The sequence below is a fragment of the Bradyrhizobium lablabi genome (genome assembly GCF_001440475.1).
Lineage (GTDB): Bacteria > Pseudomonadota > Alphaproteobacteria > Rhizobiales > Xanthobacteraceae > Bradyrhizobium > Bradyrhizobium lablabi.
The window spans coordinates 205,686-222,549 of the sequence record NZ_LLYB01000081.1; the positions used below are offsets into that span (position 1 = coordinate 205,686).

Sequence of the window (16,864 nt, forward strand, 5' to 3'; positions counted from 1 at the left end):
GGAATGTTGCGGAGGCCAGCCTCTCAAGGTCCGCGTCTCAATGCGCGGTAGCTCCTGCTGCGCCGATTCCGGTTTGGCTACGCACAAACTGTGCGTCGAAGCCATCCCTGTCGACCGCGGCCCGCGCGCTGCGGTCCAGGATAGAAAACAGCCATATGCCGACGAACGCAAGGGCCATGGAGAAGAGGGCCGGGTTGTCCAGCCTGACCGGTGCCGACCCCTTGGCAAAACCGAGGGTCACTTCCCACACGGCGGGCGACAGTATGACGCCAACCACGGCACTTATCAGACCAAGGAATCCCCCAATCAATGCACCTCGCGTGGTGAGACCTTTCCAGAAGATCGACATCACCAGCACCGGGAAGTTGCAGGAAGCGGCGATCGCAAAGGCGAGGCCAACCATGAAGGCGACATTCTGGTTCTCGAATATGATGCCGAGAACGATTGCCAGCAAGCCGAGGAACAGCGTCGCAATCTTCGAGACGCGAACCTCATCTTGTTCGTTGGCGTTTCCGCCCTTGATCACCATGGCGTAGATATCGTGGCTGATGGACGAAGCTCCGGCGAGTGCCAGGCCAGAGACTACTGCGAGGATGGTGGCGAAGGCGACTGCCGAAATGAAGCCGAGGAACAGGTTGCCGCCGACCGCGTCGGCCAGATGGATCGCGGCCATGTTGGATCCACCCTTGATAGCCGCGATGCCGCTCTTGGTCTTCTCCAGAATGCCGGCATCGAGAAATGCCAGATCGGTCGAGACGAGCGTGATGGCGCCGAAGCCGATGATGAAGGTCAGGATGTAGAAGTAACCAATGAAGCCGGTTGCATAGAACACCGATTTGCGTGCAGCCTGAGCGTCTTTCACCGTAAAAAAGCGCATCAGGATATGCGGTAGGCCGGCGGTGCCGAACATCAGGGCCAGGCCAAGCGAAATCGCCGACAACGGGTTGGAAATCAGGCTGCCGGGTTCCATGATGGCGGTCTTCTTGGGGTGCACTTCCGTCGCCTTGGCAAACAGCGCTTCCGGGCTGAACCCGTATTTGTAAAGCACCGCGCCGGCCATGAACGTTGCGCCGGAAAGCAGCAGCACGGCCTTGATGATCTGCACCCAGGTCGTGGCTTTCATGCCGCCAAAGGTCACGTAGATCATCATCAGGCCGCCGACCAGGACCACTGCCATCCAGTACTCCAGGCCAAAAAGCAGTTGGATCAGCTTGCCGGCGCCGACCATCTGCGCGATCAGGTAGAAGGCGACAGTTACCAGGGAGCCGCATGAAGCCAGAATGCGAATGCGTGTCTGGCCGAGTCGGAAAGAGGCAACGTCTGCGAACGTGAACTTGCCCAGATTGCGCAGCTGTTCGGCAATCAGGAATGTGACGATGGGCCAACCAACGAGCCATCCCACCGAGTAGATCAAGCCATCGTAGCCGGAGGTGTAGACAAGGCCCGAGATGCCCAGGAACGAGGCCGCCGACATGTAATCGCCAGCGATCGCCAGGCCGTTTTGGCCGGCGGTGATGCCGCCGCCTGCGGAGTAGAAATCCGCAGCCGATACCGTGCGCTTTGACGCCCAATAAGTTATGGCAAGGGTCAAGGATACAAAACCGATGAACATGCCAATGGCGGCCCAATTGATCGCCTGCTTGCTGCCGCCATCGATGGCTCCGGCCGCAAGCCCAAGCGTGGGAGCGCAAATGAGCAATGTCGCCAATAGCCAGGAGATTTTTCTCATGAGCGGCTCCCTCCAACAATCTTGCGGATCAGCGGGTCGTATTTGGAGTTGGCCTTGCTGACGTAGATGCCGGTGAGAAGGAACGCCGAAACAATGACAAACAGGCCGATCGGAATACCGATGGTCATCACGCCGGTTCCCAGTGGCATACCGAGGAACTTGGGCGCATAGGCGACAAGGAGGATGAAGCCGAAATAGATGACCAGCATGATCAGCGACAACGTCCAGCCCAGCGACGAGCGTCGGCGAACCAGCTCCTGATAGTTTGGGTCTTGCTCGATCTTTTCGTGGCTGCTCAACATCTGTGGTCCCTTCGACGTTCGAGGAAGGAATTCGGACCCGTGCATCCAGGTTTCGCACGGCGTCCACTTCTCCGGCATTCCAGGTCAGGCACGTGTAAGCGTGAACCAGGATTGCTCACGACGAACAGCTGTTAAAGCCACACTACGTATGTACGAGCGGGCGGCGAGCGCCTTGATGCAGATCAATCTGCCGGACAGTGCGCCACGCCAAAGTCGTGCTGCGAACACTTTCCCAAACTGCTTCACGTGACCGATGAATGCAGCCTGGTTTCCGCTGTTCGCGTCGGCCTATTTCAAGGTTGTCAAATAGGCGATGACGTCGGCGCGATCCCTGGGCTCCGGCAATCCCTTGAAGAACATTTTTGCGCCGTGAACGTCCCCGCGCGGGTCTGCGAGATAGGCATCCAGTGCGGCGGCAGTCCACGCGGACTTGTTTCCTTTCATCGCCTCCGAATAGGAATAATCCGGCACCGTACCCGGCTTGCGTCCAACGACGCTCCAGAGGCTCGGCCCGACCTTGTTTATCCCGATTTCTGCGGAGTGGCAGTTTTGACAGATGTGCTGGAAGATGGCCTTTCCGGAAACCGAATCTCCGCTGGAGTCCGCTGCAAACGCGACGGCAGAGGACGTCATCAGCAAGGCAGAAAGAACTATACGACCGATCATGAGAGCATCCCTTTCATCGATCTCGTCAGCCGACCTCGCGCAATCTGGAAGTACCATCCTGTGGCAACCTGTTGGCGGCGGTTCGGAATGCACAGGCGCGCAAAATCGTTCGCGCGCGTCAGACGGGCACTGCGCTGTGGTCTCTCGATCCGCCACCGTCCAGATGGCCTGTTCTGGAAGGTGGCAGCGAAGAACGAGTCATGCTTTGCGTGACGCGCACGCGTACATGTTGATCTCCATCCCTACGGCGACTTCAATGATTTTCGGAGCGTTCCAGGTCATGTTTTCCTCTTTTCAAGTTGGGCGTCGACAGGTGTGTTTCCCCACCATTGCATGTCTGCATGGTGGCCGCATTTAAGCACGCGCACACGCCGACGGAACTGCGATCAAGGTAGTAGGCCGTTACGGCGCCTCTGGTGTGCAGCGGAGCCGATCAGTCGACGGTAAAATCCATCCCAAGGCGGCATGCATCTCAGCATGCATCTCCCTGCAGATTCATCGTTTTGTCGAGCGAACGATCTTTGGTCGAACAGAACTCCTGCGGCCCACAAAGTTCGATTGGTGCAGCGGAGCCGTGAGAGGCACGTCGCTGTTCAGTTGGACTACGACCTTCCGCCTATACTTGCACGACGGCATTGCTGGCACTTTGTTCGCGATGGGCGAAACAACGCCGCATCGATATCTCCGCGTGACCAGCCCTGAACTTGCGCACGCGGTCAAGAATTTCCGGAGGAGACAGATGGGACTCAGGAGCAAGAGTTTCTTTGCTGGCGTTTCGGTCGCCGCCATTGCGATGATTGCGGCGAGCGGTGTCCAAGCCAACGATTCGGTTGTGAAGGCGGTATCCGATCCCAACGGCTGGGCGATCGCTGGGCGCGACTACGGCAACACGCGCTTTAGCCCGCTCAATCAAATCACGTCGGAGAACGTTGGCAAGCTTCAGTTGGCTTACTCGTTGTCGTTGGCTTCACTTCGTTCCAACGAATCGTCTCCGGTCGTGATCGGGGACACGCTCTACGTCACGACGTCGTGGGGACCGAAATATGTCTACGCGATAAGCGCCGCCACCGGGGCAAAAAAATGGACCTATGAGCCGGATATGCCGGATGACGTGCTGCAGTATGCATGCTGCGACGTCAACAACCGGGGCGTCGCCTATGCCGACGACAAGATCTTCATCGGCCGACTCGATGGCAAGCTCACGGCCCTCGACGCTGCCAGCGGCAAGGAGCTTTGGACTTCGACTGTCGTCGACTACAAGCAGGGGTCTGTCATCACCTCTCCGCCGCTTGTCGTTCGCGACAAGGTCATCACCGGTTTCGGCGGTGGCGAATACGGTGTCCGCGGCGCACTTCTGGCGTTCGATCTGAAGACCGGAAAGCTGATCTGGCAGACCTATACCGTTCCGGCGCCGGGCGAGCCCGGCAGCGAAACGTGGAAGGGCGATTCCAGCCGTCACGGTGGCGGCGCGGCCTGGCTGGTAGGCTCCTACGATGCGAAGACGGATACGGTGTATTGGGGCACTAGCAATCCAGCACCTTGGAATACCGGCGTACGCTCGACCGGGGACGGCAATTTCGGAAAGCTGACAAACCTCTATACCGCATCGACCCTCGCCATCGATCCGAACACCGGAAAGATCAAGTGGCACATTCAAGGCACGCCGGCCGATGCCTGGGACTATGACGGCGTCAACGAACTGCTGCTGGCCGACCTGAAGATCGGCGGAGCGGACACGCCGGTCTTGATGAAGGCCGATCGCAACGGTTTCTTCTTCGTCGTCAACCGGGAAACCGGAAAAATGATCTCTGCCGAAAAATACGTTTACGCGAACTGGGCAAAAAAATTCGACATCAACACCATGCGGGCCGAGGAAGATCCCGACAAGCGTCCAGGACCCGGCCATCCAGCCAAGGACATCTGCCCGAACCTGGTCGGCGGCAAGAACTGGCAGCCGATGTCGTTCAATCCGCAGACCGGCCTCGTCTACATCCCAACCAACAATGTCTGCATGGATTGGTCGGTGAGTGATGTCACCTACAAGCGGGGTGTGTTCTACCTGGGCGCTGAATTCCCGACCAAGGAAGGTCCCGGCGGTTTCCTCGGCGAGTTGGTCGCCTGGGATCCGGTCGCCAACAAGAAAGTCTGGGGCATCAGGGAAGACCTTCCATTCAATGGCGGAACGCTGACCACGGCCGGCAATCTGGTGTTCGCCGGCGATCTACACGGCGATTTCCGCGCCATCGATGCGAAGACCGGCAAGGTGCTGTGGAGCAAGAACCTTGGAAGCGGAATCGGCGCGGGTCCTGTGACCTACTCGGTGGGTGGCAAGCAGTATGTTGCCATTGTCATCGGACGCACGGCCGCACTTCCTGCCTTCCTCGGCGAAATCGGCAAGAAGATGGTGGCGGCCGCTCCAGAGGGTGGCGCGCTGTTCGTGTTTGCTTTGCAGTAGGAAACAAACGAGTGGAGGCAACAGTGTTAAGCACAGTTCCACAGGTAGCTCGTCGTTCGCGGAGCAGAGCCCGATTGGAGAAGGTCGCTCAAGCGCTGCTGCTCTCCACACTCATAGCGACGCCGGCCTTCCGGGCCGGCGCCGCTGAAATAAGGCCATTGCGCCTGTGCGCGGATCCGACGAACCTGCCGTTCTCAAGCGATGACCCGGCCAGGCCCGGCCTCTATCTTGAAATCGGCCAATTGATCGCCCGGAAGCTTGAGCGACCGGTGACTTACAGCTGGTACAAGTCCTACTTCGGCAAGCGAACCGTTCGAGAAACTCTGCTGAAGAGGCAATGCGACGCCATGGTCGGTCTGCCGGAGGTAGACGATTTCATGGGGCCGGCCGTCATCTTCTCAAAGCCGATCGCAAGGGAAGGTTACGCGTTGGTCAGCGCGAAGGGCCGAAATATCGGAGACGTCGACGATCTCAAGGGGATGCGTGTCGCCGTACAATACCAGTCCACGCCGCAAAACCTGCTCGCGCAGCGCGACGAGATCGAGAAAGTCACCGTCTTGAGCCCTGACGAGGGAATGAAGTTGCTCGACCAGGGAAAGGTCGACGTCGCCTTTATCTGGGCTCCTGTGGCCGGTTGGCTCAACAAAGCTGCCTATGGAGAAAAATACCAGATCAGAACCACGGCGGGTGAGGGACTGGTGTGGCCGACCGCGATCGGCTTTGCGAAAGCGTCGACGGGGCTTCGGGACGATGTTAATCTGGTTCTGCCATCCCTGCAGGAGGACATCGACAAACTGTTCGCGAAATACGGCGTGCCGAGCGACGTGCCGGTCAAATTCGGCGAGCTCGGCGGTCCGACCGCGATCGCGGATGCGGGGCCGAGTGAACCCGTGACCGTCGGCCAATCGGCGGGCGACAGCAAACCTTCCGAGATCAAGGCGACGGCTTCCGGGGACATTTCGGCCGGCCGCGAACTCTTCAACGGAACGTGCGGGCACTGTCACGGGCCCGACGCCGTACAGGCCGAGAAACGTATCAATCTGCGTCTGATGAAGAAGCGTTATGGCAGCGACATGGAAGCGACATACTGGAAGACGGTTCATGATGGACGGCCGTCCAAGGGGATGCCTGCCTGGAAGGAGGTATACGGCGACGATGAGCTTCGAAATGTCCTTGTATATCTGCAGACGGTGCAGGATGCGGCCGACGGTTCGAATTAGACTGACGGGCAGGATGCCGCGGGCGTCATATCCTGGATGCAGTCAATGCTCTCTGTGAGGCTCTCATGATGGGATTCCTCATTGTCGATGATCATCCGTTGTTTGGCGAGGCACTCGGCAATGCAATCCGGATATCGCACCCGGATGCCCGAATCTTCGAAGCCGGTTCGATCCGGCAGGCACTGAATATCCTGGCGACGGAGCGCAACATCGATCTCGCGCTCCTGGATCTTTTGCTGCCGGACGCCGTGGGATTTTCCGGTTTTCTCAGATTGCGCGACAATCATCCGAAGCTGCCGATCCTCATTGTATCGAGCGTCGAGGACAAGCAGACGGTCCGCCAAGCGCTTGCGCTGGGGGCGGTCGGCTATCTCTCCAAGTCGACCTCAGTTACCGAATTGTCGGACGCAATCGCCCGGATTTTGAGTGGCTCGGTTTCCGCACCGAAAGGGTTCGTGCCAGCGGGCGCCAGGGAGCAAAACGAAGCTGCCATTCTCGAGAGAATCAAGAAGTTGACACCGCAGCAGGTACGCGTGCTGCACTTGATCAGGAATGGCCTGCAGAACCGAGAGATTGCCGCGGAACTCAAGCTGGCGGAGTCGACCGTAAAGGCTCACGTGACCGAGATTCTGCGCAAACTTGGACTTTTCAGCCGGAACAAGGCAATTATCGAAATTGGAAAGATTGCCTTGCCATTGCAGCCTCCCTGCCAAAGCGCAACTGGCGAACGGGAAAGGCCGTCTTGACGAGGGCGGTGGGTAAGCCACTTCCCCGCACGCCGGCGGATGCAGCAGGAGCGACAGGCTCCGACTGGCGGACTGATCGCCCTGCTATAGGCTTCCTTCCGTCCTTGCGATAATGTGCTGATCGTCAGAACGAATTCCGCTGTCCCGATGAGGCGGCTGAATGACGCGATCGGCCGACAGCATGCCGACACCAGGCGAGGCAAATGCAGTGAGGTTGCTTGTCGTCGAGGACCACCCGCTGTTTCGCGACGCCCTGGTCGGCGTCGTTGCCACCGCCTTCCCCAACGCCGAGGTGTTTCAGGCCATTTCGATCGACGGCGCACTGGATATTCTTGCCTCAAAGGGCTCCGTCGACGTCATTTTGCTCGATCTGTCGTTGCCCGGCACCACTGGGCTCCTGGGAGCATTCCGCGTCCGTGTTGCGGCGCCGAAAAGCGCGCTTGTCATTGTCTCGGCGTACGACAGCGCCCGGGTCGTCAGATGCGCGATGGCGCTCGGCATTTCCGGCTATATCCCGAAATCGACACCGAAGGCCGAGCTGGTTCAATCGATCCGAGCAATTTTGGAAGGGGAAGTCTACTTCCCGGAGCGAACCCATGGACACGGGGTAACCCGGCGCGCCAGCCGCGAAATTCAGGACTTGCTGTGTGAACTATCTCGTCTCACATCACAGCAGCTTCGTGTTCTCGACATGATTTGCCGGGGTCTTCAGAACAAGCATATCGCGTACGAACTAGATATCACCGTTACGACGGTGAAGGTTCACGTCACCGAGATCCTGCGAAAGCTTGGCGTGCGAAGCCGCACTAACGCAATCATCAAGGTCGCCAGACTCGATCTGACCCGATCAGAACATGGCGAGCCGGGAGCCGCTCGTGCTTCGGGACTTGCAAGCAACCCTGAATCGAGCCGGTCGCTTGGTTCGAATCTGTCCAGCAGGTCATCACGTCAATAGAAAGGAGAGCAGGGATCGCATCTCGGCCGGCTTGATCGGTTTTTTCAGGAGCTCATGCCCGAAGGATGCGGCGTCCGCGGCGGCCTTCGGGGAATAATCGGCCGTCACGATGATCGCGGGAATGTTGGTCTTTATCGCGTTGCGTATCTCCTCGACGGCTTCGATGCCCGTTTTGCCGTTGTCGAGGTGAAGGTCCGCAACGATGACGTCGGGAACCTCGTCAAGCGCCCCGATGCTATCGCGGGCGTCCGCGGCCGACTTCGCTATGGCTACGTCGCACCCCCACTTCTCAAGTAGATTGGCTAGCCCCTCGGCACTGGCGAGATCGTTCTCAATCAGAAGAATCTTCGCACCTTCCATGCCTCCAAAGGCGGATTCGGGGAAGGCTGGNTGCCTTTTCCGAAGTGGCCTCGTCGGGTGTCGTGGAGCAGGGCACCGTGACGNCCAAACATCGAGCCCCGTCCTACATGCGACTTCAGATGGATCTCATGACCGAGTTCGGTTGCGAAACGCCGGACGATCGAAAGTCCGAGGCCGATTCCCACATTGTCGCCAACGCTGGTTTCGCCGCGCTGAAATTCCGTGAAGATGCCTTCGCGCTGGGCTTCAGAGATGCCAGGACCCGTGTCGTGCACCTCTATGTTGACATTGGCGCCCTTGCGCCTGCACCCCATGAGCACGCCGCCTCGCTGCGTGTACCGCAGGGCGTTGGCCAGAAGATTTTGCAGGATTCGCCTCAACATCATCGGATCCGACCACACGGTCTCCGCGCAGGGACGGATCTTCAGTACAAGGTGACGCTTTGCGGCAACGGGGGTGAATTCCTGCCGCAGCACCTCGAATAGGGTCGAAATCGCAACCGGGCGAAATTCAGGCTTCAGAACACCCGCGTCGAGCCTGGAAATATCCAGAAGGGTCCGCAGCAGATCTTCCAATGTCGCAAGCGAACGATCAATCTGCTCGGTCAGTACGAGTGCCTTTGGCGAGGCGATCATTTCCTCAAGGGCGGATAGCGTTAGCCGCGCAGCATTCAGCGGTTGCAGAAGATCATGGGTGACTGAGATCAGGACCGACGACTTGAGCGAACTGGCCGCTTCCGCTTGCAGCTTGGCCTGAGAGAGAGAGCCGTTGGTCCTTTCCAGTGTTTGCAGAGCTTGCTTGAGCTGCTGGGTTCTGTTGCGGACCTGCTGGTCGAGAGAGATTGCCGTTTCGAACAGGGAAAATGCATTGAGCTGCTGATCCGTGGAGCGCTCCACGCGCGACATCAAGGCTGCGTTGATTTTCCGAAGCTTGGCAATCTCGCGCTCGAGCGACGCGGTCTGGTTCGGCTCAGCGGTGATCACGGCGCGATCCTTCGCCTTCCGATCGCAACGCCCGTCAGCGTTTGATTGACGTGCATGGACCGGTATTGCTCGCCATAGGTCTGAAATCCGACAACGTTGTTGCGACGATACAGCTCGGACATCTCCCGCGACAATTGGTATTGCTCGACGGCGAGCCGCCGCAGGACGCACTCGAATCCGATGAAGATGGAAACGCCGCCCAAATCGTCGATCAGGTGCCTGAAGAGGTCGTTCGTCGCATCGATCGGGTTTCGAACCTGGGCGACAGTGAGGACCATTCCTTCGTCGATGGCGCAGAAGAATCGAAGCGAGCCATCGGGATCCATGCGCTGGATCGATCGGGCGTAGTAGGAACCGCCAACCCTCACCAGTACCGGGTGCGCGGCAAAGGACAGCGCGTCAAGCTTGGTATCGCCAATCCCGACGGCACGGGAATATTCGATCGCCGCTGGTTCGGCATTGATTTCCTTGACGATGCGGCGCTCGATATCCGCTTCCGTGACCACCATCTTGACCGACGTCGGCTCGAAATGGTCGCATTTGAACAGCCGGAACGGCAGTCGGGTTTTGATCAGTATCAGAATGGCTGCATCGGAATGCGCCCGCCCACCGTAGAAGATCCACGACTTGTCAAATCGCAAACCGTCGCCGGCCGATCCGCCCACGACTGGAATGTCTTCGAGTGAGGTGTAGATCGCGGACATGAGTGCCTCTTCGCGTTGGCACATGCCGTCGATGAACAGGAACCCGAAAGCCTCCTCACCGCAGTCCCGCTCTTCGGTGCGACGGGTGAAGTCCTGATGCAGTTCGCTGCAGACGGATCGTCCGTGATCAACGCGAAAGCCAGATAAGTCGAGAAAGGGACGGGCTGCGACGACGAAATCCGCGGCGTTGAAGCCCAGCGCGACCACGCTGTCCTCCTCCCAGCCGCCAGGCGCCAGTTCACCCGCAGTGGTGCAGCCGAAAATCGGCGTGTCGGGAATTTGGCATGTTAGCTCTTCGATGAATATTGCAGGATCGTAAGATGGAGAAACGAACACGATGATCATCGCAAGATCCAGAGGCGCAAGCTGCCGCGAAATTTCCTCGGCTGCCTCGCGTGGACCTGCGGTTTTGGCGTGCGCGACGAGAATACTGTCGCCGACGCTGCTTTGCGTGCTTCCCAAGGCGATTCCTCTCGGACGTGATTTTGTTTTTCTTGAACGGTAATAGCTCTGACCNACCCACCGCAACCTTCGGTCCCTATGCTGGGGCTACGAGGTGCAGTGGTGCCNTGTCCAATTAAGCGCGCTTAAAGGACAGCCCAGGTTGATCTAACGCAAAGTCGCATTTCGGAAGTAGAATAGAAAGGGAAGCGATCCTCGCCGAACATGAGATAACGCTCCGACCAGGATCGCTTTCTTTTGGTGCGATCTGATGGAATCCTCGAGTGTTGCTATTCCGCAAGCCATGCAGCGCCTTGCAGGTAGCCGGAGTGAAAAGCAGAAGGTAACGCCGCGACCGTCGTCAACGACGACGGCCCGATACGCTACTTCCCAACAGGAAGGCGGCAGAGAAAGCAGGCGCCAATTCGTGATCGCGGGACCGGTCGAATTGGCCGCGACGCGGACCAGGATATGTCGATCTTGAAAGTTGGTGGACGGAACGATCGACAAGACCGACAGCAGTGAGTCCAGAATTTGCGAGGAACAAATGCCGGTCGATGGGAGTGCCCGCCACGCAGAGCGAATTCAGTCTGCGATCTCATCCAATGGCGCAGCGAAATCCGCGCTGATTGCGTCCTGGCAAAGGTCGGCATGCTTTCATAAGCTTGATCCGGCCCGAAGGAATCCTCCCGAGAGATTGACGGATCCGGAGTTCAGGCGGGCCAGGCAAGGGCTGGAGGTATTGATCCAGGTGGCCCAGCCGAGCCTCGACAGACTCCATCATTCGGTCGGGGGAGCGGGTTGCTGCGTCTTGCTCGCCGACAGGAACGGCGTCCCGGTCGAGCGGCGGGGCGCACCGGGCGACGATGCGACATTTTTTGACTGGGGATTATGGCCCGGCGCAATCTGGAGCGAAGAGAGCGAGGGCACGAACGGCATTGGCACGTGTCTCGTCGAACAACGTGCGCTGACGATCCATTGCGATCAGCATTTCTACGCTCGCAATGCCCTGTTGAGCTGCACGACCGCTCCGCTTTACGATCATGAGGGGCGTCTCGTGGCGGCGCTTGATGTTTCGTCCTGCAAGGCTGGACTGATCGAGAATTTCGTCAATCTGATCGCGAACGCGGTGATTGACGCCGCGGCGCGCATCGAGGCTGAATGCTTTCGGCAGGCTTACCCTGACGCACGCATTCTCATCGTTCCGGTTCCCGACAAAATGGGAAAGGCCCTGATCGCCGTCGATCAGGACGATCTTGTCGTCGGCGCGACACGCGCGGCGCGTCAGGCGTTGGGAATTTCCCGGGCCTGTCTGCAGAAATCGCTGCCCGCAGCGGAGGTCATGAATATGTCAAGGACGGTGACCGAAAATCTCGCCGCAGCGGAGCGAGGGGTGCTGCAACGGGCGCTCGCGCGAGCCGAGGGTAATGTCACGGCGGCGGCTGAAGCGCTCGGCATGAGCCGGGCCACGCTTTACCGGAAGCTGCGGCGACTGGATCTTCACCGCGCTCATTGAAATTGGGGTTCTCGACTGTCTCAGTTTTGAGACACTCGCGATTGCGAGCGGGTTTCGCGGACTGGCAAGCGGACCCAGTTTCGGCGAGCTTCTCCTCAAAGCGCCGCATCAAGCGCCGCAATTTGAGGAGGACGACTATGAACAAGGTTGAGGTTTCACGGGCCGCGAAAGTTCCCTTCGAAAAGCGCTACGGCAACTTCATCGGCGGCAAATGGGCCGAGCCGCGCTCCGGCAAGTATTTCCAAAATGGCTCACCGGTGAATGGCCAGCTGCTCTGCGAGATCGCGCGTTCGAACGAGCAGGATATCGAAGCTGCGCTCGACGCCGCGCACGCCGCGAAGGAGGGCTGGGGGCGTACCAGCGTTGCGGAACGCGCGATCATTCTCAACAAGATCGCCGACCGGATGGAAGAGAATCTTGATCGCCTGGCGCTGGCGGAAACCTGGGATAACGGTAAACCGATCCGCGAAACTACGGCGGCCGACCTGCCACTTGCGATCGACCACTTCCGATATTTCGCCGGCGCCATTCGCGCCCAGGAAGGCAGCCTTTCCGAGATCGATCACGACACCGTCGCCTATCATTTCCACGAGCCGCTGGGCGTCGTCGGCCAGATCATTCCGTGGAACTTCCCGCTGCTGATGGCCTGCTGGAAACTGGCCCCTGCCATTGCGGCCGGCAATTGCGTGGTGCTGAAACCGGCCGAGCAAACCCCGGCTTCCATCATGGTCTGGATCGATCTGATCGCGGATCTTCTGCCGCCAGGCGTGCTCAACATCGTTAACGGCTTCGGCTTGGAGGCCGGCAAGCCGCTCGCGTCCTCGCCGCGCATCGCCAAGATCGCTTTCACCGGCGAGACCACGACGGGCCGGCTGATCATGCAATATGCCAGTCAGAACCTCATTCCGGTGACACTCGAGCTCGGCGGAAAATCCCCCAACATCTTCTTCAAGGACGTCACGGCCGAAGACGACGATTTCTTCGACAAGGCGATCGAGGGCTTTGTGATGTTCGCGCTCAATCAGGGCGAGGTCTGCACTTGTCCGAGCCGGGCGCTCGTCCACGAGGCGATCTACGACAGGTTCATGGAGCGTGCGCTCAAGCGCGTTGAAGCGATCGTTCAGGGAGACCCGCTTGATCCTGCCACCATGATCGGCGCGCAGGCCTCGAGCGAACAGCTCGAAAAGATCCTGTCCTATATCGATATCGGCCGGCAGGAGGGCGCCCAGGTCTTGACCGGTGGCTCCCGTAATTTGCTGCCGGGCGACCTTGCCGGCGGCTATTACGTCAAGCCGACCGTGTTCAAGGGCCACAACAAGATGCGCATCTTCCAGGAGGAGATCTTCGGTCCGGTGGTTTCGGTCACGACCTTCAAGGACGATGACGAGGCATTGTCGATCGCCAACGACACGCTCTATGGGCTGGGCGCGGGCATCTGGAGCCGCGACGCCAACCGGCTTTACCGCTTCGGCCGCGCGATTCAGGCGGGCCGTGTCTGGACCAATTGCTATCACGCCTATCCCGCGCATGCGGCGTTCGGCGGTTACAAGCAATCGGGGATCGGCCGCGAGACCCACAAGATGATGTTGGACCACTATCAGCAGACCAAGAATATGCTGGTCAGCTACAGTCCCAAGAAGCTCGGCTTCTTCTGAGCTCTCCCCAGACTTGCCGGCGCGGCCGCTTTAGTCCGCGCCGGCAGCTTTTCTGGGCTTCACGGAGGCACGCGTGGAAGACAAGGTTTCGGCGACGCCGGCAGCGCTCCGGCTCATCGAGGAAATCGTCCGGGAGCACGGGCCGGTCCTGTTTCATCAGTCCGGAGGCTGTTGCGATGGGTCCTCGCCGATGTGTTATCCGAAGGACGGATTCATTCTCGGGGACACCGACGTTCTGCTCGGTCATATCGGTGGTGCTCCAGTCTATATCAGCGCCTCGCAGTTCGAGGCGTGGAGGCATACTGACCTCATCATCGACGTCGTTCCCGGGCGGGGCGGGATGTTCTCCCTCGATAACGGCCGGGAAGTGCGGTTCCTGACGCGCTCGCGGATTTGTTCGACGAGCCTGGGCGCGCCGCGGTCATCTGCGTGACGACAGGCGATCGTCCGCCTGCCGGCGCATTGGCGTTGGCCTGAGGAAGAGATTTCGGATCTTTGCGAAACAGATAGCGAGCGTCTTGGGATGTAAGGATGGGGTATCCAATGAACACGCGAGTGAGCCTGGAAGAGTTTGGCTACGAAGTGCCGAAGGGTTGGGCGGAGCGGGCCTACGTGGACGCGTCAAAGTATCGCGAAATGTATGCCTTCTCCTCCTCGAATCCGGATGGATTCTGGGATCATCATGGTAAGCGAGTCGATTGGATCAAGCCTTATACGAAGGNTGAAGAACACCTGTTTCGATCCCGGCAAGGTCACCATCAAATGGTTCGAGGANCGGCACCACGAACGTGTCGATGAACTGCATCGACCGCCATCTAGCCAACCGTGCCGATCAGACCGCGATTATCTGGGAAGGGGACAACCCGGGTGACTCCAAGCGCATCACCTACCGGGAGCTGCACGAGAACGTTTGCCGTCTCGCCAATGTGCTGAAGGGGCACGGCGTAACGAAGGGCGATACGGTCACGATCTATCTGCCCATGATCCCGGAAGCTGCCTATGCCATGCTGGCCTGCGCCCGCATCGGAGCCGTCCATTCGATCGTGTTCGGAGGTTTTTCGCCGGACGCGCTCGCCGGGCGGATCGAGGGATGTGGTTCGAAGGTCGTGATCACGGCGGACGAGGGGCTGCGCGGGGGGCGGAAGGTCCCATTGAAGGTCAATGCCGATGCGGCAGTAAAGAAGGCACCGGGCATCGTGCAAACGATGATCGTCGTCAAGCGCACCGGTGGTGCGATCGATTGGGTCAATGGCCGCGACGTGTGGTACGAGGACGAGGTGGCAAAGGCGTTAATTGAATGTACGCCGACCGAGATGAATGCAGAGGATCCGCTGTTCATCCTCTATACGTCGGGATCAACCGGAGCGCCGAAGGGTGTCGTTCACACGACAGGCGGGTATCTCGTCTACGTTTCGATGACGCATCAATACGTGTTCGATTACCACGATGGCGACGTCTACTGGTGTACGGCCGATGTCGGCTGGGTCACTGGCCACAGCTACATCGTCTACGGGCCGCTGGCCAATGGCGCGACCACGCTGATGTTCGAGGGGATTCCAAATTACCCATCGATGTCGCGGTTCTGGGAGGTGATCGACAAGTACAAGGTCAACATCTTTTATACTGCGCCAACCGCGATCCGTTCGCTGATGGCGGCGGGCGAGGAGCCGGTCAAGCGGACCAGCCGCGCCTCGCTTCGCCTGCTCGGCTCCGTCGGCGAACCGATCAATCCGGAAGCGTGGGAGTGGTATCACCGCGTGGTCGGGGATCAGCGCTGCCCCATCGTCGACACCTGGTGGCAAACCGAAACCGGCGGCATCATGATTACGGCGCTTCCGGGCGCGACCGCGTTGAAGCCAGGTTCTGCCACGTTGCCGTTCTTCGGGGTCCGGCCGGAGGTCGTGGACGCCAGCGGCGCGGTGTTGGAAGGGGCCTGTGAAGGAAACCTCGTCATTGCCGATTCCTGGCCGGGCCAGATGCGAACCGTCTACGGCGATCATGAACGCTTCATGCAGACATATTTCTCGACCTTTCCGGGCAAGTATTTCACCGGAGATGGCTGCCGGCGCGACAGCGACGGGTATTACTGGATCACCGGCCGCGTCGATGATGTCATCAACGTCTCGGGCCACCGGATGGGAACAGCCGAGGTGGAGAGTGCGCTCGTAGCGCACAAGGATGTCTCCGAAGCCGCGGTCGTCGGCTTTCCACACGAGATCAAGGGACAGGGCATCTACGCCTACGTGACCCTGATGACGGGTAGGGAGCCTTCCGCGGAGTTGCGCAAAGAACTCGTCGCGTGGGTTCGCAAGGAAATCGGCCCGATCGCGGCTCCCGACGTCATCCAGTTCGCGCCGGGATTGCCCAAGACCCGCTCCGGAAAAATCATGCGTCGAATCCTGCGCAAGGTCGCGGAGAATGAATTTGGCGCGCTTGGCGACACGTCGACATTGGCCGATCCAGCGGTGGTGGATGATTTGATCAAGAATCGGTAGAGCAGGTTGTGAAGGGGAGCATGGTGATGAGACTGGTTCTGTTGGGGCCGCCGGGCGCGGGAAAAGGCACGCAGGCGACGAGAATGGCCAAACGATTTAGCATTCCGCAACTCTCGACCGGCGACATGCTGCGCGAAGCGGTGGCCTCAGGCTCGGCCCTCGGGGTGCGTGTCAAGGATATCATGGAGCGTGGGGATCTCGTGCCTGACGATGTCGTCATTGCGGTCGTTGCCGATCGAATGGACCATTCGGAAGCCGCCAGCGGCTTTATCCTCGATGGGTTTCCCCGGACCGTGGCGCAAGCCGAGGCCCTCGATCGAGAACTGGCAGTCAGGGGAATCGGACTCGATGCAGTCCTTGAGCTGGAGGTCGATGAAGATGTGCTTCTGGTCCGCATCAGAGGCCGTGCCGAGGAAGCGGGAAACAAGGGTCAGCCCGTGCGCCGTGACGATAACCCCGAAGTCTTCAAGACCCGGCTGAAAGCCTACCGCGCACAAACCTCCCCCGTCGCCGCGTACTACCGGTCGCAAGGTCTGCTCCATGTCGTCGACGGGCTGCAGCCGATTGACACCGTGACCGATGAAGTCGCGGCGGTACTGTCAGCGTTCGCCTGACATTGAGTAGGAGTGAATCGACC

At 59.4% G+C, this 16,864-nt stretch carries 15 protein-coding genes and 2 pseudogenes; 10 read left to right on the forward strand and 7 right to left on the reverse strand.

The genetic code is table 11. The features are described from left to right. Positions 1 to 37: 37 nt before the first annotated feature. From CQ14_RS22060 to pqqA, 4 genes are all read right to left on the reverse strand, one after another. A complete protein-coding gene (locus CQ14_RS22060) occupies positions 38 to 1,729 on the reverse strand; it encodes a cation acetate symporter (protein ID WP_057859932.1) in 1,692 nt (563 codons plus the stop codon). Next, a complete protein-coding gene (locus CQ14_RS22065) occupies positions 1,726 to 2,028 on the reverse strand; it encodes a DUF485 domain-containing protein (RefSeq protein WP_082649984.1) in 303 nt (100 codons plus the stop codon). The genes CQ14_RS22060 and CQ14_RS22065 overlap by 4 nt, the downstream gene beginning before the upstream one ends. A 291-nt stretch (positions 2,029 to 2,319) precedes the next feature. After that, positions 2,320 to 2,697 carry a c-type cytochrome gene (locus CQ14_RS22070; RefSeq protein ID WP_057860023.1) on the reverse strand — a complete coding sequence of 126 codons (378 nt, stop codon included), beginning with the start codon at positions 2,695 to 2,697 and terminating at the stop codon, positions 2,320 to 2,322. Between the two features lie 198 nt (positions 2,698 to 2,895). After that, entirely contained in the window at positions 2,896 to 2,979 is an 84-nt protein-coding gene (gene pqqA, locus CQ14_RS42450; RefSeq protein ID WP_082649977.1) for a pyrroloquinoline quinone precursor peptide PqqA, read from the reverse strand. A gap of 511 nt (positions 2,980 to 3,490) precedes the next feature. On the opposite strand from pqqA, the gene CQ14_RS22075 reads away from it, so the two are divergent. The 4 genes from CQ14_RS22075 to CQ14_RS22090 all read left to right on the forward strand — a co-directional run bounded on the left by CQ14_RS22075 (position 3,491) and on the right by CQ14_RS22090 (position 8,073). Next, entirely contained in the window at positions 3,491 to 5,152 is a 1,662-nt protein-coding gene (locus CQ14_RS22075) for a PQQ-dependent methanol/ethanol family dehydrogenase (protein WP_347337153.1), read from the forward strand. A 74-nt stretch (positions 5,153 to 5,226) separates the two neighbouring features. After that, positions 5,227 to 6,372, forward strand: coding sequence for a c-type cytochrome (locus CQ14_RS22080; RefSeq protein ID WP_057859935.1), 1,146 nt, complete (start codon positions 5,227 to 5,229; stop codon positions 6,370 to 6,372). Between the two features lie 65 nt (positions 6,373 to 6,437). Beyond that, positions 6,438 to 7,118, forward strand: a complete 681-nt coding sequence (locus tag CQ14_RS22085) for a response regulator (protein ID WP_057859936.1) — start codon at positions 6,438 to 6,440, stop codon at positions 7,116 to 7,118. Between the two features lie 160 nt (positions 7,119 to 7,278). After that, entirely contained in the window at positions 7,279 to 8,073 is a 795-nt protein-coding gene (locus tag CQ14_RS22090) for a response regulator transcription factor (RefSeq protein ID WP_082649978.1), read from the forward strand. Here the strand turns inward: CQ14_RS22090 and CQ14_RS46600 are convergent. From CQ14_RS46600 to CQ14_RS22100, 3 genes and pseudogenes are all read right to left on the reverse strand, one after another. Further along, positions 8,062 to 8,463, reverse strand: a 402-nt coding sequence (locus tag CQ14_RS46600) for a response regulator (RefSeq protein ID WP_245320443.1), incomplete at its 5' end; no start/stop codon positions are given. The two genes, CQ14_RS22090 and CQ14_RS46600, sit on opposite strands and share 12 nt — an antisense overlap. 54 nt (positions 8,464 to 8,517) lie before the next feature. Further along, a pseudogene (locus CQ14_RS46605) lies at positions 8,518 to 9,338 on the reverse strand (sensor histidine kinase); the annotation flags it as partial. A 74-nt stretch (positions 9,339 to 9,412) separates the two neighbouring features. Then, positions 9,413 to 10,582 (reverse strand): FIST N-terminal domain-containing protein, encoded by a 1,170-nt coding sequence (locus CQ14_RS22100; RefSeq protein ID WP_057859937.1) that lies wholly within the window; start codon positions 10,580 to 10,582, stop codon positions 9,413 to 9,415. Positions 10,583 to 11,108: 526 nt separating this feature from the next. On the opposite strand from CQ14_RS22100, the gene CQ14_RS22105 reads away from it, so the two are divergent. The 6 genes and pseudogenes from CQ14_RS22105 (at position 11,109) to CQ14_RS22125 (ending at position 16,841) form a co-directional block, all read left to right on the forward strand. Beyond that, positions 11,109 to 12,077, forward strand: coding sequence for a GAF domain-containing protein (locus tag CQ14_RS22105; RefSeq protein ID WP_057859938.1), 969 nt, complete (start codon positions 11,109 to 11,111; stop codon positions 12,075 to 12,077). 137 nt (positions 12,078 to 12,214) lie between these two features. Next, entirely contained in the window at positions 12,215 to 13,732 is a 1,518-nt protein-coding gene (adh, locus tag CQ14_RS22110) for an aldehyde dehydrogenase (RefSeq protein WP_057859939.1), read from the forward strand. Positions 13,733 to 13,805: 73 nt separating this feature from the next. Beyond that, positions 13,806 to 14,165, forward strand: coding sequence for a DUF779 domain-containing protein (locus CQ14_RS22115; protein WP_057859940.1), 360 nt, complete (start codon positions 13,806 to 13,808; stop codon positions 14,163 to 14,165). A 110-nt stretch (positions 14,166 to 14,275) separates the two neighbouring features. After that, on the forward strand, positions 14,276 to 14,453 hold a 178-nt coding region (locus CQ14_RS46610), incomplete at its 3' end, for an acetyl-coenzyme A synthetase N-terminal domain-containing protein (RefSeq protein ID WP_245320453.1). Positions 14,454 to 14,507: 54 nt separating this feature from the next. Continuing rightward, positions 14,508 to 16,227: pseudogene (acs, locus tag CQ14_RS22120) on the forward strand (acetate--CoA ligase); the annotation flags it as partial. A gap of 26 nt (positions 16,228 to 16,253) precedes the next feature. After that, positions 16,254 to 16,841, forward strand: coding sequence for an adenylate kinase (locus tag CQ14_RS22125; protein WP_057860024.1), 588 nt, complete (start codon positions 16,254 to 16,256; stop codon positions 16,839 to 16,841). Positions 16,842 to 16,864: the final 23 nt, after the last annotated feature.

What these genes read in the sequence shown, in the direction of transcription:
- CQ14_RS22090 (WP_082649978.1), top strand. Translation starts at nt 7,279, where the DNA reads ATGACGCGATCGGCCGACAGCATGCCGACACCAGGCGAGGCAAATGCA.
- adh (WP_057859939.1), top strand. Translation starts at nt 12,215, where the DNA reads ATGAACAAGGTTGAGGTTTCACGGGCCGCGAAAGTTCCCTTCGAAAAG.
- CQ14_RS22075 (WP_347337153.1), top strand. Translation starts at nt 3,491, where the DNA reads ATGATTGCGGCGAGCGGTGTCCAAGCCAACGATTCGGTTGTGAAGGCG.
- CQ14_RS22125 (WP_057860024.1), top strand. Translation starts at nt 16,254, where the DNA reads ATGAGACTGGTTCTGTTGGGGCCGCCGGGCGCGGGAAAAGGCACGCAG.
- CQ14_RS22105 (WP_057859938.1), top strand. Translation starts at nt 11,109, where the DNA reads ATGCCGGTCGATGGGAGTGCCCGCCACGCAGAGCGAATTCAGTCTGCG.
- pqqA (WP_082649977.1), bottom strand. Translation starts at nt 2,979, where the DNA reads ATGACCTGGAACGCTCCGAAAATCATTGAAGTCGCCGTAGGGATGGAG.
- CQ14_RS22085 (WP_057859936.1), top strand. Translation starts at nt 6,438, where the DNA reads ATGATGGGATTCCTCATTGTCGATGATCATCCGTTGTTTGGCGAGGCA.
- CQ14_RS22070 (WP_057860023.1), bottom strand. Translation starts at nt 2,697, where the DNA reads ATGATCGGTCGTATAGTTCTTTCTGCCTTGCTGATGACGTCCTCTGCC.
- CQ14_RS22060 (WP_057859932.1), bottom strand. Translation starts at nt 1,729, where the DNA reads ATGAGAAAAATCTCCTGGCTATTGGCGACATTGCTCATTTGCGCTCCC.